Raw genomic sequence first — 15946 nt, 5'->3', positions numbered from 1 at the left:
GTGCGTCAGAAACGTCGCGGGCGTCAGTTCAGCCGCATGCGCTGAAGCTTGTTGTAAAGCGTTTTCGGGCTGATGCCGAGGAGCGACGCTGCACGATGGCGCGTGCCGCCCACGGCGTCGAGCGTGGCGCGGATCAGCATTTCCTCGACGTCGGCGAGCGGCGTGCCGACCGTGACCTGCACGCGGCCGCCGTTGACTTCGCGCGGCGAGACGCCGCTGGTTTCCTCGGCTTGCAAGGTTTCGAGGATGTCGCCGGATGCATGCCACGCGCGCTCCACGCGCTCGTGTAACTCGCGCACATTGCCGGGCCAGTCGTAGGTAAGGCACTCGCGCAGGAAGGTGGGTGCGACAAGCCGGGTCGTGCCGGTAAGGCCGCGTGCGTGCGCTTCGAGATTGAGTTCGTCGATACGCGCTGCGGCGAGCAGCGCCGCGTCGTCTTCACGCTCGCGCAGCGGTGGCAATTGCACCGACGCCGCATCGAGACGCATCCACAGATCCTCGTGCAGCAGGCCCTGCCGGACTGCGTCGCGCGGCACCGCGCGCGTGGCGGCAATGAGGCGGAAATCGGTGCCCACTTCGCTGTTGCCGCCCACGCGCATGAAGGTCTGCGAATCGAGCGCGCGCAGCAGCACTTGCTGTTCGGCGCGCGGCAACGCGGTAAGTTCGTCGATGAAGAGCGTGCCGCCGCTCGCCTGATCGACGAGACCGGGCTCGCGCTGCTCCGCGCCGTTGAACGCACCGCGCTCGTGGCCGAAGAGCAGGCTCGCGAGCGGGCGCCCGGCGGCGGCTTCGGCCGCTCGCGCATGTGCGTCGCAGACGATGAACGGCCCCTTGCGGCGGCGGCTCAGTTGATGCAGCGTGCGCGCCGCCACTTCCTTGCCGGTACCGGCTTCGCCGTGCACGAGGATCGCCGATTCGGTGGGCGCGAGTTGTTCGAGCGCGTCGTAGACGTGCTGGATCGCGTTGCTGCGGCCCACCATCGGGCCGAAGCGGCCGAGTTCGCGCAGCATTGCACGCAGCGCGCGGACTTCCTCGGTTAGCTCGTATGGGCGCGGAATGCGTGCTAGCAGGCTACGCAGGCGCGGAATATTGACGGGCTTGAGCAGGTAGTCCCAGATGCCGTGGCGCAGCCCTTCGATCGCGCTTTCGACGGTCGCATTGCCGGTCATGACGATCACGGGCAACGCGCCGCCGGGCGGCTGGGCGGGCAGGTGAGGCAGCAGCTCGAGGCCGCCGCCGTCGGGTAGGTTCAGGTCGACGAGCACGACGTCGGGGATGAAGCGTGCCAAAGCCGCGCGCGCATCGGCGAGCGTGGCCGCGGTATCGACGGAAAAGCCGTCGGCGGCCAGGATGGCCGAGAGGCCGGACAGGCTGTTGGGATCGTCTTCGACAATCAGGGCGTGTGGCATGGTGGAAGCGGCTTACGGATGAGCGCGGGTGTGCCGGGCGGGCACGCTTGCGCGCATGCCCGGCTGGCGGCGAGCAGGCGCGACGTGGCGGCGTACTGCAGCGCGGCACGATACAGGTGATTTCACGGAGATCACCGAGATGTCTCGAAGTATGTTGTTCAGTTCCGGTCCTCCCAGATTGACGGCAGGCGCGCGGCGATGCGCGAGCCCGCTGCAACGTGCAACGCTCAAGCCGTACTACCCCCATGCTGCAAGCAAGCTGCCTCGTCGAGCGCCGCAGCGACCGTGCCGCGAGCCGCTTCATCCATCAATCGATCCGTGCCGATCCGTGGTGTGGTCCGTGCGCTTCGCTGTTCGAGCTTCATGAGCGCGTCGTCCACGAGCTTGCTCCGGATGTTCCAGGCCCTGCCTGGCCACGGCTTGCATGCAGCAATGTCGTTATTCATTGTGTGTTTTTCGCGGTCCAGAGAGAGGCGACGTTCGCGGGCTGCGCCATCGCGAGAGCATCTCAAAAAGAACCAGCAGAAACCGTGCCATGAGTGCTGTGCCTTACCGCTGCGAGATGCGCGTGATTTGCGTCCCTGAATAAACCGGTAAGGATTTCCCATGTAGTCACAAACATACACGTTCGTGAAAAAAAGAAAAAGCGCCCCACGGGGCGCTTTTATTTTTTGCATTCGCCATGCGTCGAGATGGCGTTGCGTGCGCTAGCCAAAACGTTGCGGATACACTCGCACGTCGCAGGCGAACGCGTCAGGCGCGGCTGCGGTACTCGTTCGTACGCGTGTCGATTTCGATCTTGTCGCCGATGTTGCAGAAGAGCGGCACTTGCAGTTCGAAACCAGTGTTCAGCTTGGCGTTCTTCAGGACCTTGCCCGACGACGTGTCGCCCTTGACGGCCGGTTCCGTATAGATGATTTCGCGCACGAGCACGGTCGGCAGTTCGACCGAGATGGCCTTCTCGTTGTAGAACACGACTTCGCAAGCCATGCCGTCTTCGAGGTAGTGCAGGGCGTCGCCCATCATCTCGCCTTCGACTTCGTACTGGTTGTAGTCGGCGTCCATGAACACGTACATCGGGTCGGCGAAATACGAGTACGTCACTTCCTTGCGATCGAGCACGACGACGTCGAATTTGTCGTCAGCCTTGTACACGGTTTCCATGCCCGCGCCGGTCAGCAGGTTCTTGAACTTCATCTTCACGACGGCGGCGTTGCGGCCCGATTTGTTGTACTCGGCCTTCTGCACGACCATGGCGTCGTTGCCAATCATCACGACGTTACCGACGCGGAGTTCCTGTGCGGTCTTCATAATAAAAAACAGTCCTGTCCAGATTAAATAGCTTCGAGTGTGCGCGACGGCAAACGTCGCAAGCGGTTCGAATGGTGTGTCCCCTTGATAACTGGGGGAACGAAAATCGAAGCGCTTGAGACGGGTGCCGTCGGGTAACCGCTTATTTTAACTGAGTTTTTGCGAATTCGGCTAGATTTCCGCCGAGATCGCCGGCTTGCGCCAGTTCGCTCGACCATGCCTGCGCCCGGGCCTTGAACTCGGGCAAATATTGCGCAAAATCGCGCCAGTCGGGTGAGGGCAGTGGAATCTGCGGGGGCGCGTCGACGGCGTTGGGCGTCCGGTCCGCGCCACCGACCGCATGGGCGTCGTTGCCGTTCCAGGCGTGCCAGAAGCGCGCGAGCGCGTTGCGCGGCGCTTCGTCGAGCGTGCGCGCATAGTGTTCGAGCGCCGCATCGAGCTTGGGCAGATGGGCGTCGTCCCCCTGCGGGTAGATCTGCCAGACGAACGGCCGGGCGGCCCATTGCGCACGCACGAACGAATCCTCGCCGCGCACGAAATTGAGGTCGCTGACCCATAGCAGCGCGTCGTAGCCGCGCTGCTCTGTGAAGGCGAGGCCATACGCGCGCAGCGACCCGCGCTCGGCGCGTGCGTGGGCGTCGAACGACGCGACGCCGAAAAAACGCGCAAGCGCGCCGGAGATGCGGCCCTGCGGCACGAGCAGTACGATCGACGTCGGACTATTGCACCATTGTTCGAGCAGTGCGTCGACGGCGGGGTTTTCGTAAGCGAAGAGCGAGATCACCGTGGCTTGCGGACCGGGCGGCGGGCCGCCGGTGGCGTTTTGCCACCACGCGGCGCGCGCGTCGTCCGAGCGTTCGAACGCAGCGCGCGCCGCATCCAGGTCGCGCTCCTTGAGCACGCCGCCGGTGCCGGGGCCGAGGCCCGGGAAAAAGAAGTGCTTGAGCAGCGGGTAGCGCGGATGCGGCGAGGGGCGCAGATGGAAATCGGCGACCCAGTCTTCGGCGCTCAGGTATTCGAGATTCAGCCACACGGGCGTGCGCTCGCGCTGCGCCATCGCGGCCATATAGACGCCCGGCAGTTCGCAGGCGAACGCTTCGATCACCACGTCGGCGATCTGGAGCGTCTCGCCGGCGTGCTCGGGCTCGTGCCAGTGTTCGATCACGACATCTTCGACGATCTGCGTCGCCCGCCCGGGATCGAGCGCGGGACACAGCTTCTGGAACGCATGCAGATCGTCGACGAAGATGCGCACTTCCCAGCCGTGCTCGTGCGCAAGCTGGCGCGCGAGGCGCCAGCACACGCCGATGTCGCCGAAATTGTCGATCACGGCGCAAAAGATGTCGCAGGCGATGCGCGCTGTGGCTGCTGATTCTGTAGCTGACTTGGCTGCATCTGCTGCCGCGTCGCGTTGGCTGCTTGCTGCGGGACGTTTGCTGTGTGGCATGACGGAGGTGGGGGCAGGTGCGGGGGCCGCAAGCACGGCCATCGAGGCCATACCGGCCACCGAAGCCGACGGGCTCGGCCCGCGCGCGGAATGATCTAAACTTGCGATTCTAAGACACCCGCATGATGGCGTCGCGCAGGCGGCGCGGCCTGCCGGCCGACGCCACCCCACGCCCCAGACTGGATGACCGCTTCCACCGATCCCGACGTTTTCGACCCGAAAGAGGTCCTGGCACAGCTCCCGCATTTGCCCGGCGTGTATCGCTATTACGACGTGCAGGGCGCGGTGCTCTACGTGGGCAAGGCGCGCGACCTGAAAAAGCGCGTGTCGAGCTACTTCACGAAGACGCAGCTTTCGCCGCGCATCGCCATGATGGTCACGCGCATTGCGCGCATCGAGACCACGGTGACGCGCTCGGAGGCCGAAGCGTTGCTGCTCGAGAACAACCTCATCAAGGCGCTGACGCCGCGCTACAACATCCTCTTTCGCGACGACAAGTCGTATCCGTTTCTCAAGCTCACGGGTCACAAGTTTCCGCGCATGGCGTACTACCGTGGCGCGGTCGATCGTAATAACCAGTACTTCGGGCCGTTTCCGAGTGCTTCGGCGGTGCGCGAGAGCATTCAGATCCTGCAGCGCGTGTTTCAGCTGCGCACCTGTGAAGACTCGGTCTTCAACAACCGCACGCGGCCGTGCCTGCTGCATCAGATCGCGCGTTGCACCGCGCCGTGCGTGGGCGCGATCAGCGCCGACGATTACGCGCGCGACGTGAGCAACGCTTCGCGCTTTCTGCTCGGCCGTCAGAACGAGGTGATGAAGGAGCTGGAGACCAAGATGCATGCGTTCGCAGCCGAGCTGAAGTTCGAGCAGGCGGCGGCGGTGCGCAATCAGATGAGCTCGCTCGCTACGGTGCTGCATCAACAAGTCATCGAAACCGGCGGCGAGAGCGACGTCGATATTCTTGCGGTGGTGGCGCTGGGCGGGCGGGTCTGCGTGAATCTCGCAATGGTGCGCGGCGGCCGGCATCTGGGTGACAAGGCGTATTTCCCGACCCATGTCGAACGTGCGCTGACCGACGAGGAAGGCGGCGTCGCCGAGGAGATCGACGGCGAGACCGTGCTGGCGGCATCGGCGCTGAAGTCGTTGCCGTCGCTCGCGCGCAAGGCCATGGTGTCCGCTGCGGGCGCGCATGCTGGCGAGGATGGCGAGGAAAGCCGTGAAGAAAGCCGCGACGTGCGCGAGCCTGCCTGCGAAGACGCCGAGGCCGATCCGCTCGCGTTCGCGGCGGATTTCGCGAACGAGGCGCAGGAAGGCGAGGCGGGCGCCGATTCCACGGCGTCCACTCGTGCAAGCGCGCGCCGCAAGCGCGAGACGGGCATCGAATCCGAAGTGCTCGACGCGTTCATCGCCCAGCATTACTTCGGCAACCGCGTGCCGTCGGTGCTCGTGGTGAGCCATCCGCCGGCGAACTGCGAACTCGTCGACGTACTCAGCGAGCAGGCCGGCCACAAGGTCACGCTGCTGCGCCAGCCGCAGGGGCAAAAGCGCGCCTGGCTCGCGATGGCCGAGCAGAACGCGCGGCTTGCGCTCGCACGCCTGCTTTCGGAGCAAGGATCGCAGCAGGCGCGCACGCGCACGCTCGCGCAGATGCTCGGGCTCGAACTCGACGACCTCGCGCATCTGCGCATCGAGTGCTTCGACATCAGCCATACGATGGGCGAGGCGACCCAGGCGTCGTGCGTCGTCTATCACCATCACAAGATGCAGTCGGGCGAGTACCGGCGCTACAACATCACCGGCATCACGGGCGGCGACGACTATGCGGCCATGCGCCAGGTGCTCACGCGGCGCTACGAAAAGATGGTTGCGCAATCGGCGCGCAACGAGGCCGATGCGGGTGATGAAGCGCAGGTCTCGTCAATGTCCGGCGCGACCGATGGTACTGAGGATGCCGATGTCAGCATGGCGCAGCCCGAAGGCGCGCAATCACCCGCGCCCGGCGGCACGCTGCCAAACATCGTGCTGATCGATGGCGGCAAAGGCCAGGTCGAGATCGCGCGCCAGGTGTTCGACGAGCTGGGGCTCGACCCCGCGATGCTGGTGGGCGTGGCCAAGGGCGAGGGGCGCAAGGTCGGTCTCGAGACCCTTGTATTCGCCGACGGCCGCGCGCCGCTCGAACTCGGCAAGGAGAGCGCGGCGCTGATGCTGGTCGCGCAGATCCGCGACGAGGCACACCGCTTCGCAATCACCGGCATGCGCGCGAAGCGCGGCAAGACGCGCCAGACCTCGCGGCTCGAAGAGCTCGAGGGGGTGGGCGCGAAACGCCGTCAACGCCTGCTCGCGCGCTTTGGCGGCCTGCGCGGCGTGATGGCCGCGAGCGTGGAGGATCTGGCGAGCGTGGAGGGCATCTCGCACGCGCTTGCCGAACAGATCTATCAGCAGCTTCATTGAGCCCGCGATTGAGCTCACGATTAACCTCGCGGTTGACTTCGCGGCCGCGTCACCCGCCGCGTTGCCTTACGTTTGCTTGTGGCAGGTCCGGTGACGCGGCACAATTGCATCTCCCATCATTGCAATCTCCCCCCTGACAGACTGCGCCACACGATGCCGTTCAATATTCCAATTCTTCTGACATGGCTGCGGATTGTGCTGATTCCGCTCGTGGTTGGCGTGTTTTATCTGCCGGAAACGATGCTGAGCCCGATGCACCAGAATATCGCGGCGATGGTGATCTTCGTGCTCGCGGCGCTCACCGACTGGTTCGACGGCTATCTCGCGCGGAAGTGGAATCAAACCTCGTCGTTCGGCGCGTTCCTCGACCCAGTGGCCGACAAGCTGATGGTGACGGCTGCACTGCTGGTGCTCGTGCGCCTGCAACGTCTTGACGCAGCCATTGCGCTCGTGATCGTGGGCCGCGAGATCGCCATTTCGGCGCTGCGCGAATGGATGGCGCAGATCGGCGCGTCAAAAAGCGTTGCTGTAAACCAGCTCGGCAAGTTCAAGACGGCCTGCCAGATGGTGGCGATCCCCATGCTGCTGTTCTATGCGCCGCTGACGGTCGGCGGCCACACGTTGTTCGACTCGCGCGTGTGGGGCACGTGGCTCGTCTACGTGGCAGCCGTGCTGACGATCTGGTCGATGCTCTATTACATGAAGCTCGCGTGGCCGCAGATACGCGAGCGGGGGAGCCTGTAAGCGGCGCAGCCTGGACTTCCCGCGAATCTTTTTTAAAAAGATCACCCGAGGGGGTTGACACGATTCAGCGGCTTATACATAATCTCACTTCTCCGCTGAACGACAAGCAGCAAACGAAGCAGATGCGGTGGAGATCGCTGAAGTTAAGCGGTAAATCGGCGGCAAAGCAGGAAAATGCGGGAGTAGCTCAGTTGGTAGAGCGCAACCTTGCCAAGGTTGAGGTCGCGAGTTCGAGACTCGTCTCCCGCTCCAGATTTTAGGGGCAGCGTTTTTACGGTAGTGTGGCAGTAACGTAAAGCGAGGCGCCGGAGCAGTAAAAAGTGTTCGGCAGTAAAAATGCGGGAGTAGCTCAGTTGGTAGAGCGCAACCTTGCCAAGGTTGAGGTCGCGAGTTCGAGACTCGTCTCCCGCTCCAGAATTCCGGGGAAGCAGCGCTTCCCCTTTTGTTTGGCAGGCCGTTTTTACGAGGCGGCTGCCGCACAGAATCTGGCCGATGGTTGTGCGCGCAAGCAGTGCAGTGTGCGCGGAACATCGAACAGTCCGCTTTTGGCGCGATAGCAAAGCGGTTATGCAGCGGCCTGCAAAGCCGTGTAGGCCGGTTCGACTCCGGCTCGCGCCTCCAGGTAAGACAAGAAAAGCCACCTTCGGGTGGCTTTTCTTTTTTCTACCGCGCATTCGATGCCTGGTAAAACGGATGATGTGCCGTCCCACGAGCTCGAGCACAATCGATGCATCGCTTCCTCCGGACTTTCCCATGCCCATCGAGCTTCCCGAAGACGCGCGCGCTGCCGCGATTGCGTCGATCCAGCGCTACTTCGACGCCAACATGGACGAGCCGATCGGCAATGTCGCTGCGGGCGGCCTGTTGGGCTTCTTTCTCGATGAGATCGCGCCTGCCGTCTACAACCGCGCGATCGCCGATGCGCAGGACCGCATGCAGGCGCGCATCGTCGAACTCGATATCGATCTCCACGAAGAACCGTTTCAGTACTGGCGCAAGTTCGACTCGCCGCGCCGGCGCAAGTGAGTCGCTGCGGAGCCGGCCGCCGTATGTGCAGTTTGTGCCGTGCGTGCGCCGCAAGGCATAATCGGCGTTTCAGCACGTCCTGACGGAAATCCCATGATTGCGCAGCCTCCCGCATTGCCGACGGCACAACTCGACTGGCAATGGACCGCATTCGATGCGCTTTCTTCGCGCGATGTCTACGAAATGCTCCGGCTGCGTTCGGCTGTGTTCGTGGTCGAGCAAAACTGCGTGTACGGCGATATCGATGGGCTCGACGGCGATGCCTGGCATCTGTTCGCCTGGGGCGAGCGGGGCGGGGCGCGCGAGTTGGCGGGCTATCTGCGGGTGCTGCTGCCCGACGCGCAGGATCCGGACATACGCATCGGCCGCGTGGTGACGTCGCCGAACTTTCGCGGCATCAAGCTCGGCAATGGCTTGCTCGAACGCGCGATCGCGCACATCGCGCGGCAATGGCCGGGCGTGCCGATGCGGCTGCACGCCCAGGCGCATTTGCAGAAGTTCTACGGTGCGTTCGGCTTCGAGCCGGTTTCGGAGATCCACGACGAAGACGGCATCCCGCACGTGTGGATGCGTTCAGAGCAGTGCTCCGAGTAGTATTCCGTATAGACGTTTTGCGCGCGCTCAGGTGTGCTGGGCGCTGTGCGAACGCCGTTCGGGTTCGCGCGCACCTCGCGTGCGCTTAAGCCGCCCGCGCGCCGAAAGCCGCATCCAGTGACGCAGCGCGATCAACGCGCCAACCACGCTCATCATCGATCCCGGGATCCACAGCAGCAGGCCGCCGATCTGCTGGTCGCGCATGGGCGAGAGCCATGTGAACGCGCGTCCGCAAATCGAATAGATCGGATAGAGCTCGTGCGGCGTAAAGAAAATGAACGCGCCGAGCACGATTTGCGGCGGAATGGCCGCGATCACGACCAGCACGCGCTTGCCGGGCGCGAGGCGCGCGGGCGGCGCGGGGCGCGGATCGAGCACGAGCCACCAGAACAGCAGGCCGTCGATCACCATGCTCCAGTTCATCACGCGGTAGAGCCGCCAGTCGAGCATGGCGACGAAGTGGATCGGCGAGAGCAGCCAGAAGTAGATGAGCCCGACGAACAGCGTCACCGCGACCACCGGATGCATGACGACGTCGAGCATCGCTCGCAGCGGCCGCGCGTTCAACGCGGGCCGCACGAAGCGTTGCCGCCACGCGAACGGGATGCCGGCGCGAAGCGCCGCGCCCGGATAAGCGAGCGCGATGAAGAACGGCCCGAGGTGATGGAGCACGAGATGCTGCGCGCGGTGCATGAAGAACTCATGCTCGAAGAAGTAGTCGAGCCGTGTATGCAGCGCGACATAGAGCGCGCCCAGGCCGAACCAGAACGAGATCCGGCGCGGCAGCGAGACCCTCGCATGACGCTGGCCGCGTATGAACAGCGCCGCCGCCAGGGTTACGGCGATAACCACCGTTGGCGACGGCTCCCACGGGTCGAGCCAGTAGAGCAGGTTCATCGCGGTTTTTTACGCTGATTCGTGGCGCGGGTCTTCATCGCCGTATTACTGCTGCGACGGCGGCTTCACCGCGAACGGCGTGTCGAGCGTCGCGCCGTCCGAGAACTGCAGCTTCACGTGCACGGTGTCGCCGGGTGCGATCCTGTGCTTCGCGTGCTCCAGCATCAGGTGATAGCCGCCTGGTGCGATCGCGAGCGTGCCGTGCGCGGGTACCGTGGCCTTGAGCACCATCACCATCTTCTGCGTCGAGCCGTTCGAAACGGTCTGATGCAGCATCACCATGCCGTAGTCGTCGCTCGTCACGTTCACGAGGTCGACCGGCTTGTCGCTGTCGTTCTTCAGCGTGACGTAACCCGCTGCCGGCAGATCGTTGGGCAGCCAGCGGACCCATGGGTTCTGCGCGGTGAGCGCGGCGTCGGCTGCATGCGCCGCAGGGGCGAACGCAGCGAACGTGCAGGCGAGGGCGCAGCCGAGCGCGGCGCTCCAGCGGGTCATGGGGTTCATGCGAGTCACGCTGCGGGACTTCATTTTCATCGTCATGGCAGTTCCTGTTGCGGGTGGTCCGAAAACCGGGTTGAGGGTCGCGCCGGCGCCTACGCCGCCGGGCCGATGACGCGGCGCACGTCGTGTGCGATGGCGTCGGGCGAGTCCTTGTCGGTGGCGAGCAGGCGCGCGCGGCCCTGCGCGTCGAACACGTAGACGGCCGAGCTGTGCGTGACTTCGTAGCTGCCGTCGGTGTCGCGCTGTTCCATCTGATATGCCACGCGATAGCGTTTTGCCAGCGACTCGATTTGCGCATCGGTGCCGGTGAGGCCGAGCGCATGCTGAGCATCGAACGCGTGCACATAGGCGTGCAGCGCTTGCGGCGTGTCGCGTCCAGGATCGACGCTGATGAAGAGTATCCGCACATGCTGTGCGTCGGGTCCGAGTTTCGCTATGACCTGCATCAGGCGTGCCATCGTTTCCGGGCAGACATCCGGACAATGCGTGTAGCCGAAGTACACCAGCGTGGTATTGCCGCGCAGATCGGCACTTGTGATGGGCTTGCCGCTGTCTTCGGTGAGCGCGAAGGTGAGATCGGGCAGATGGCCGCTTACGTCGGTGAGTTGCCACGGCTCGGCTGCGCGCGTGCAGGCGCCAAGGAGTACCGAGCCGGCGGTGAGCGTCAGCAGTACCGCGAGGCGTGTACGGCGCCAGCGGACAAGGTGGGCCAGGGCGCGGGAGGCGAAATGCGACGAATGTGAAGCGTCGAACTCGGGGAACAAAGGCTCTCTCGTTAACTCGATTTACAAGGACGTGGGCGTGACCAGCCCGCGCCGTGTCGCTGGACTGTAGCAAAATTGGGTGCTCGCTGCGGCGCGCGGCTCGGCGCGGTGGCATGGCAGGGTCAATTTGACGCACATACTGTGCCGGCCGAAGCCCATCTACATGGGCAGGCAACTTGCCGCAACAAGGCTCCGGCGTAAAAAGCGTCGGAACACATCGGCGTCGACAGCGCATTCGTCATCGAGTGTCAGGCTGGCGTGACAAGGCCGTCGCAACGGCCGCGCAGGCTTTCCTTTCTCGAAAATCAGGACGATGCGCGGTAAGATGCGCACACTTTCTTTCGGCGGGCGAACGCTCGCCGGATCACCGCCCGGCTCATGCGCCGAGGGACGAAACGAACGTAATGCAAGTACTTCCGGCTGAATTGCCGTTCGACAAGACGGCGTTTTTCTTCGATTTCGACGGCACGCTCGTCGACCTTGCGCCCACGCCCGATGGCGTGCTGGTGCGCCCCGACATGCTGGCGCTGCTCACCGTGCTGCGCCGTGCGACGCACGGCGCGGTGGCCGTCGTGTCCGGGCGCGGCGTCGAAAGCATCGATTCTTTCCTCGGCATGCCCGATTTGCCCGTCGCGGGCCTGCACGGCGCGGAGCGCCGCGACGCGAACGGCGATACGCAGCGCGTCGGCTTCAATGATCAACGTCTTCTGCACATGGAGCAGGTGCTCGCCGAAGTGGTGCGCACGCACGTGGGCATGCTGCTCGAGATCAAAGGCGCGGCGCTGGCGCTCCACTACCGCAATGCGCCCGAGCACGAGAACGTTGCGCGTGTGGCCACTGAAAAGCTCGCGGCCGAATTTGCCGATGCCTACGTGCTGCAACCCGGCAAGATGGTCTACGAGATCAAGCCGAAGGACGTCGACAAGGGCCGCGCACTGCGCGCTTTTCTCGACGAGCCGCCGTTCGCGGGCCGCACGCCGGTGTTCGCCGGCGACGATTTGACCGACGAGAAGGGCTTCGCCGTGGTCAATGCCGAGGGTGGCCTGTCGATCAAGGTCGGCGGCGGCGACACGATCGCGAAAACGCGCGTCGAGTCGGTCGAAGCGCTGCTCGCATGGCTTGACGCACTCGTCGCGACGGCCCGCGGCGTCTGATCGGTGCCTGCTTTGGCGCCTGCTTTGGCGCATAGGCGGCCGTACCTCATTTCTTTTCTGCACGGAACCTGCATCTCATGAGCCGATTGATCATCGTGTCGAACCGGGTCGCGCCGATTTCCGAAGGCGGCCCGGCTGCGGGCGGTCTTGCGGTCGGCGTCTATGACGCGCTCAAGGAAACCGGTGGCATGTGGTTCGGCTGGAGCGGCGAGGTGCTCTCGTCCGGCCAGCCACAGATCCAGCTCGAGGAGCGCGGCCCGGTGACTTTCGCGACCATCGGCCTGCTGCGCCGCGATTACGACCAGTACTACCGCGGCTTCTCGAACGCCACGCTCTGGCCGGCGTTCCACTATCGCGCCGATCTCGTGCAGTACGACCGCAACGAATACGCAGGCTATTGCCGCGTGAACGCATGGCTCGCGCAGCAGCTCGTGCCGCTTCTGCGCGAGGACGACGTCATCTGGGTCCACGACTATCACCTGATTCCGTTCGCGGGGGCGTTGCGCGCGGCGGGCGTGAAAAACCGCATCGGCTTCTTCCTGCATATTCCGTTTCCGACTTCGCAGGTGCTGCTGGCGGTGCCGCCGCACCGTGAGCTGGTTCAGGCGCTGTGCTCGTTCGACCTGCTCGGTTTCCAGACCAAGCCCGACTTGCGCGCATTCTGCGATTACATCGTGAACGAGGCGGGCGGCTCGATCGCGAAGCGCGCCGATGGCCTCACGCAGATCGAGGCGTTCGGCAAGACGCTGTGCGCGAACGATTATCCGATCGGCGTCTATCCCGACGAAGTCGCCGAGCTCGCAAAAGACGGCGAGCGTGGCAAGCCGGTGCGCACGCTCAAGGCCACCCTGCATGGCCGCAAGGTCATCATGAGCGTGGACCGGCTCGATTACTCGAAGGGTCTCGTCGAGCGCTTTCGCGCGTTCGAGCGGCTGCTCGAGCATGCTCCCGGGCAGCGCAACAAGGTGTCGTTCGTGCAGATCGCGCCGCCCACGCGCGCCGACCTGCACGCGTATCAGGACATCCGCCTGCGGCTCGAGGCCGAGTCGGGGCGCATCAACGGCCGCTTTGCCGAGCTCGACTGGACGCCGATCTGGTACATCCACCGCCAGTACGAACGCGCCGTGCTCGCGGCGCTCTTTCGCGCTTCGCACGTGGGCTACGTGACGCCGCTGCGCGATGGCATGAATCTCGTCGCGAAGGAATACGTTTCCGCGCAGGATCCCGAGAATCCGGGCGTGCTGGTGCTCTCGTGCTTCGCGGGCGCTGCACAGGAATTGGGCGGAGCGCTGATCGTGAATCCGCTCGACATCGACGGCATGGCCGATGCGCTAGGCAAGGCGCTCGCGATGCCGCTCGCCGAGCGCCTCGCACGCTATAACGACATGATGGTCCAATTGCGCGAGAACAATGTTTCGGTCTGGCGCGATCGCTTCATGCGCGATTTGACGGGCGTGGGCGCGCGCGCTGGCGTGTCGTTGCCGTCCGTGGAACCCGCGCAACAACCGTAGGGGCAAGGCACGCCCCGATGTGTCCCAAGCACACCGGGCGCCGCCGAAAACGAAAAAGCCGCTTCTTGCAGGAAGCGCCTTTTTCGTTTCGTGCGCACGGCGCGCACGAGGCGCCTGGCGGCTTACATCAGGCCACGTGTTTTTCGTCGGCCTTTTTGCTGCCCAGATGGAGCGTGGACTGCTTGCCATACTGCTTGGCGAGCAGGTCGCGGTACAGGCCCGGGCGATTGCGCAGTTCCTCGGGGCTGCCATCGTCGATCACCTTGCCCGAGCTCATCACGATGATGCGGTCGAAGTTGTGCAGCGTGGAGAGCCGGTGCGCAATGGCGATCACGGTGCGGCCCACCATCAGCCGGTCGAGCGCGTGCTGGATGGCTTCTTCCGAGGCGCTGTCGAGTGCCGAGGTGGCTTCGTCGAGCAGCAGGATCGGCGAATTCTTGAGAATCGCGCGCGCGATCGCGATGCGCTGGCGCTGGCCGCCCGAGAGCTTCACGCCGCGGTCGCCTACGATCGTGTCGTAGCCTTCGGGCATGGCCTCGATGAAATCGGCGCAACGCGCCTCGCGGGCCGCGGCGAGCACTTCCTCGCGGCTGGCGTCAGGGCGGCCATAGGCGATGTTCTCGTAGATCGAGCGGTGCAGCAGGGAAATGTCCTGCGGCACGAGCGCGATGGCGTGGCGCAGGCTGTCCTGCGTAACATGGGCGATGTCCTGGCCGTCGATCTTGATCGAGCCGCTCTGGGTGTCGTAGAAGTGCTGCAGCAGCGCGAGCACGGTGGTCTTGCCCGCGCCCGACTTGCCGATCAGGCCCACGCGCTGGCCTGCCTCGATTTGCAGGTCGAAGTGATCGAGGATCGGCTTGCGGTGCGGGTACGCGAAGGTGACGCCTTCGAAGTCCACGCGCCCGCCTTGGGCCACGAGTTCGGTGGCGTCGTCGCGGTCGGGCATGCCGTGCGGCTCGAGCAGCGTCTGCACGGCTTCGGCCAGACGCGCGACGTGCTGCGTGACGTCCACGAGCGCTACGGCCAGATCGCGCGTGCCGTGCAGGATCGTGAAGCCGAGCGAACTCACCAGCACAATGTCGCCCGACGTGGCCTTGCCCTGGTCCCAGAGCCACAGCGCCCAGCCGAGCAGGCCGGCCGAGAGCATCGCCGTGATGACGGCGTGCAGCAGGCGCAGCTTTTCCAGATAGAGCAGGCTCGAGCGGCGCGCGTCCAGTTCGGATTTCACCGTCGAGCCGAAGCGTTTTTGCTCGCGCAGCGTCATGCCGAAGGCGCGCACGAGCGCCATGTTGCCGATCACGTCGACGAGTTCGCCATCCACGGCGGCCGCCCTGGCGGCGAACGTGTGATGGCGCGCCGAGCCGCGCCCGGCAAGTTTGAAGAGAATGATCGAAAGGATCGCCGAGCACAGCAGCAGGCCCGCCGCCATCAACGGATTGACCGAAGTGATCATGACGATGGCGCCGGCCACGGCGATGCACGGCGGCAGCACGTTCCAGGCGGTGGTGTTCTCGGCCGTGTAGACGGCGTTCGAGGTGGCGGTGATGCGGCTTGCAAGCGTGCCGGGCTGCTTTTCCGCGTAGTAGGTGTTCGAGTGGCCGCTCAGGTACTGAAAGAGGTCGCGCCTCAAGTCGCCCGTGACGGTGACGAAGGTGTGCGCGGCGAACCAGCCGCCTACCCGCCAGAGCAGGTTGTCGGCGGCAATCAGGCCGACGAGGATCGCGAATGCCGTCCACAGCGGACCGGGATGGTGGCGGCCCGCGCCGAGCACGTCGATCAGATGCTTGATCGCATACTGCGAGGCGAGGGCGCAGCCCACGGCTGCGAACACGCTCGTGAGCACGACGGCATGGGCGAACGGATGGCGCTTGATATAGCGGAACAGGAACGCAAGTGGCCGCCGCGCATAGCTCGCGAGCTTTGCGTTGTGGGCGTTACGCTGGGCGATGGTCAGATGTTGTTCCAATTGATCGATGTTCGGTCTGGCGGAGCGTTGTCCGTGCAAGGTAGAAAAAGAGACAAGAAGGCGCGCAACGGCAAACCTGGCGGAATTTCCACATTGTAAACACCCCGGGCGCGAGCCGCACGGCTCGTGCCCGAGGGACGCGAATCTTATCGCGACTATGCCGCAGCGAGG

At 64.6% G+C, this 15946-nt stretch carries 15 protein-coding genes and 3 tRNA genes; 10 read left to right on the top strand and 8 right to left on the bottom strand.

Annotated features, from left to right (window positions below):
* Window positions 1-23: 23 nt before the first annotated feature.
* From P5W99_RS10065 to earP, 4 genes are all read right to left on the bottom strand, one after another.
* Window positions 24-1409: a sigma-54-dependent transcriptional regulator gene (locus P5W99_RS10065; protein ID WP_421024365.1), complete on the bottom strand. Its 1386-nt coding sequence runs from the start codon at window positions 1407-1409 to the stop codon at window positions 24-26.
* Window positions 1410-1636: 227 nt separating this feature from the next.
* The gene (locus tag P5W99_RS10060; RefSeq protein ID WP_434660457.1) at window positions 1637-2086 is read right to left on the bottom strand and encodes a hypothetical protein; all 450 of its coding nucleotides are present in this window, start codon (window positions 2084-2086) and stop codon (window positions 1637-1639) included.
* A 76-nt stretch (window positions 2087-2162) separates the two neighbouring features.
* Window positions 2163-2720, bottom strand: a complete 558-nt coding sequence (gene efp / locus P5W99_RS10055; RefSeq protein ID WP_421024363.1) for an elongation factor P — start codon at window positions 2718-2720, stop codon at window positions 2163-2165.
* A gap of 142 nt (window positions 2721-2862) precedes the next feature.
* Window positions 2863-4167, bottom strand: coding sequence for an elongation factor P maturation arginine rhamnosyltransferase EarP (gene earP / locus P5W99_RS10050; protein ID WP_421024362.1), 1305 nt, complete (start codon window positions 4165-4167; stop codon window positions 2863-2865).
* Between earP and P5W99_RS10045 the strand changes: the two genes are divergently transcribed.
* The 8 genes from P5W99_RS10045 to P5W99_RS10010 all read left to right on the top strand — a co-directional run bounded on the left by P5W99_RS10045 (window position 4106) and on the right by P5W99_RS10010 (window position 8982).
* Window positions 4106-4261: a hypothetical protein gene (locus tag P5W99_RS10045; protein WP_434662626.1), complete on the top strand. Its 156-nt coding sequence runs from the start codon at window positions 4106-4108 to the stop codon at window positions 4259-4261. The two genes, earP and P5W99_RS10045, sit on opposite strands and share 62 nt — an antisense overlap.
* Window positions 4262-4350: 89 nt before the next feature.
* Window positions 4351-6618, top strand: coding sequence for an excinuclease ABC subunit UvrC (uvrC, locus tag P5W99_RS10040; RefSeq protein ID WP_434660454.1), 2268 nt, complete (start codon window positions 4351-4353; stop codon window positions 6616-6618).
* A 153-nt stretch (window positions 6619-6771) separates the two neighbouring features.
* The gene (gene pgsA / locus P5W99_RS10035; protein ID WP_421043446.1) at window positions 6772-7362 is read left to right on the top strand and encodes a CDP-diacylglycerol--glycerol-3-phosphate 3-phosphatidyltransferase; all 591 of its coding nucleotides are present in this window, start codon (window positions 6772-6774) and stop codon (window positions 7360-7362) included.
* A 176-nt stretch (window positions 7363-7538) separates the two neighbouring features.
* Window positions 7539-7614, top strand: a tRNA-Gly gene (locus tag P5W99_RS10030).
* A gap of 86 nt (window positions 7615-7700) precedes the next feature.
* A tRNA-Gly gene (locus P5W99_RS10025) sits at window positions 7701-7776 on the top strand.
* A gap of 133 nt (window positions 7777-7909) precedes the next feature.
* Window positions 7910-7983 (top strand) — tRNA-Cys (locus P5W99_RS10020).
* Between the two features lie 132 nt (window positions 7984-8115).
* Window positions 8116-8388: a DUF2164 domain-containing protein gene (locus tag P5W99_RS10015; protein WP_434660452.1), complete on the top strand. Its 273-nt coding sequence runs from the start codon at window positions 8116-8118 to the stop codon at window positions 8386-8388.
* 93 nt (window positions 8389-8481) lie between these two features.
* Complete coding sequence (locus P5W99_RS10010) at window positions 8482-8982, top strand: GNAT family N-acetyltransferase (RefSeq protein WP_421043448.1); 501 nt, start codon at window positions 8482-8484, stop codon at window positions 8980-8982.
* A 27-nt stretch (window positions 8983-9009) separates the two neighbouring features.
* Here P5W99_RS10010 and P5W99_RS10005 read toward each other — a convergent pair whose 3' ends face one another.
* From P5W99_RS10005 to P5W99_RS09995, 3 genes are all read right to left on the bottom strand, one after another.
* Window positions 9010-9879, bottom strand: a complete 870-nt coding sequence (locus P5W99_RS10005) for a cytochrome c oxidase assembly protein (RefSeq protein ID WP_421024357.1) — start codon at window positions 9877-9879, stop codon at window positions 9010-9012.
* 45 nt (window positions 9880-9924) lie between these two features.
* Window positions 9925-10383 (bottom strand): copper chaperone PCu(A)C, encoded by a 459-nt coding sequence (locus tag P5W99_RS10000; protein WP_434662535.1) that lies wholly within the window; start codon window positions 10381-10383, stop codon window positions 9925-9927.
* 89 nt (window positions 10384-10472) lie between these two features.
* Window positions 10473-11093 carry an SCO family protein gene (locus P5W99_RS09995; RefSeq protein ID WP_434662533.1) on the bottom strand — a complete coding sequence of 207 codons (621 nt, stop codon included), beginning with the start codon at window positions 11091-11093 and terminating at the stop codon, window positions 10473-10475.
* Between the two features lie 455 nt (window positions 11094-11548).
* Between P5W99_RS09995 and otsB the strand changes: the two genes are divergently transcribed.
* Together otsB and otsA are read left to right on the top strand one after the other, a co-directional pair.
* The gene (gene otsB, locus P5W99_RS09990) at window positions 11549-12298 is read left to right on the top strand and encodes a trehalose-phosphatase (protein WP_421024356.1); all 750 of its coding nucleotides are present in this window, start codon (window positions 11549-11551) and stop codon (window positions 12296-12298) included.
* A gap of 77 nt (window positions 12299-12375) precedes the next feature.
* On the top strand, window positions 12376-13809 hold the full coding sequence (otsA, locus tag P5W99_RS09985) for an alpha,alpha-trehalose-phosphate synthase (UDP-forming) (protein ID WP_434660449.1): 1434 nt from the start codon (window positions 12376-12378) through the stop codon (window positions 13807-13809).
* A gap of 127 nt (window positions 13810-13936) precedes the next feature.
* On the opposite strand, the gene P5W99_RS09980 is transcribed toward otsA, so the two are convergent.
* On the bottom strand, window positions 13937-15784 hold the full coding sequence (locus P5W99_RS09980) for an ABC transporter ATP-binding protein (protein WP_421025240.1): 1848 nt from the start codon (window positions 15782-15784) through the stop codon (window positions 13937-13939).
* Between the last annotated feature and the right edge of the window lie 162 nt (window positions 15785-15946).

The organism is Paraburkholderia sp. A3BS-1L (assembly GCF_051125215.1).
In the GTDB taxonomy this organism is placed as follows: domain Bacteria; phylum Pseudomonadota; class Gammaproteobacteria; order Burkholderiales; family Burkholderiaceae; genus Paraburkholderia.
This window is presented reverse-complemented; position numbering and strand designations above follow the sequence as displayed.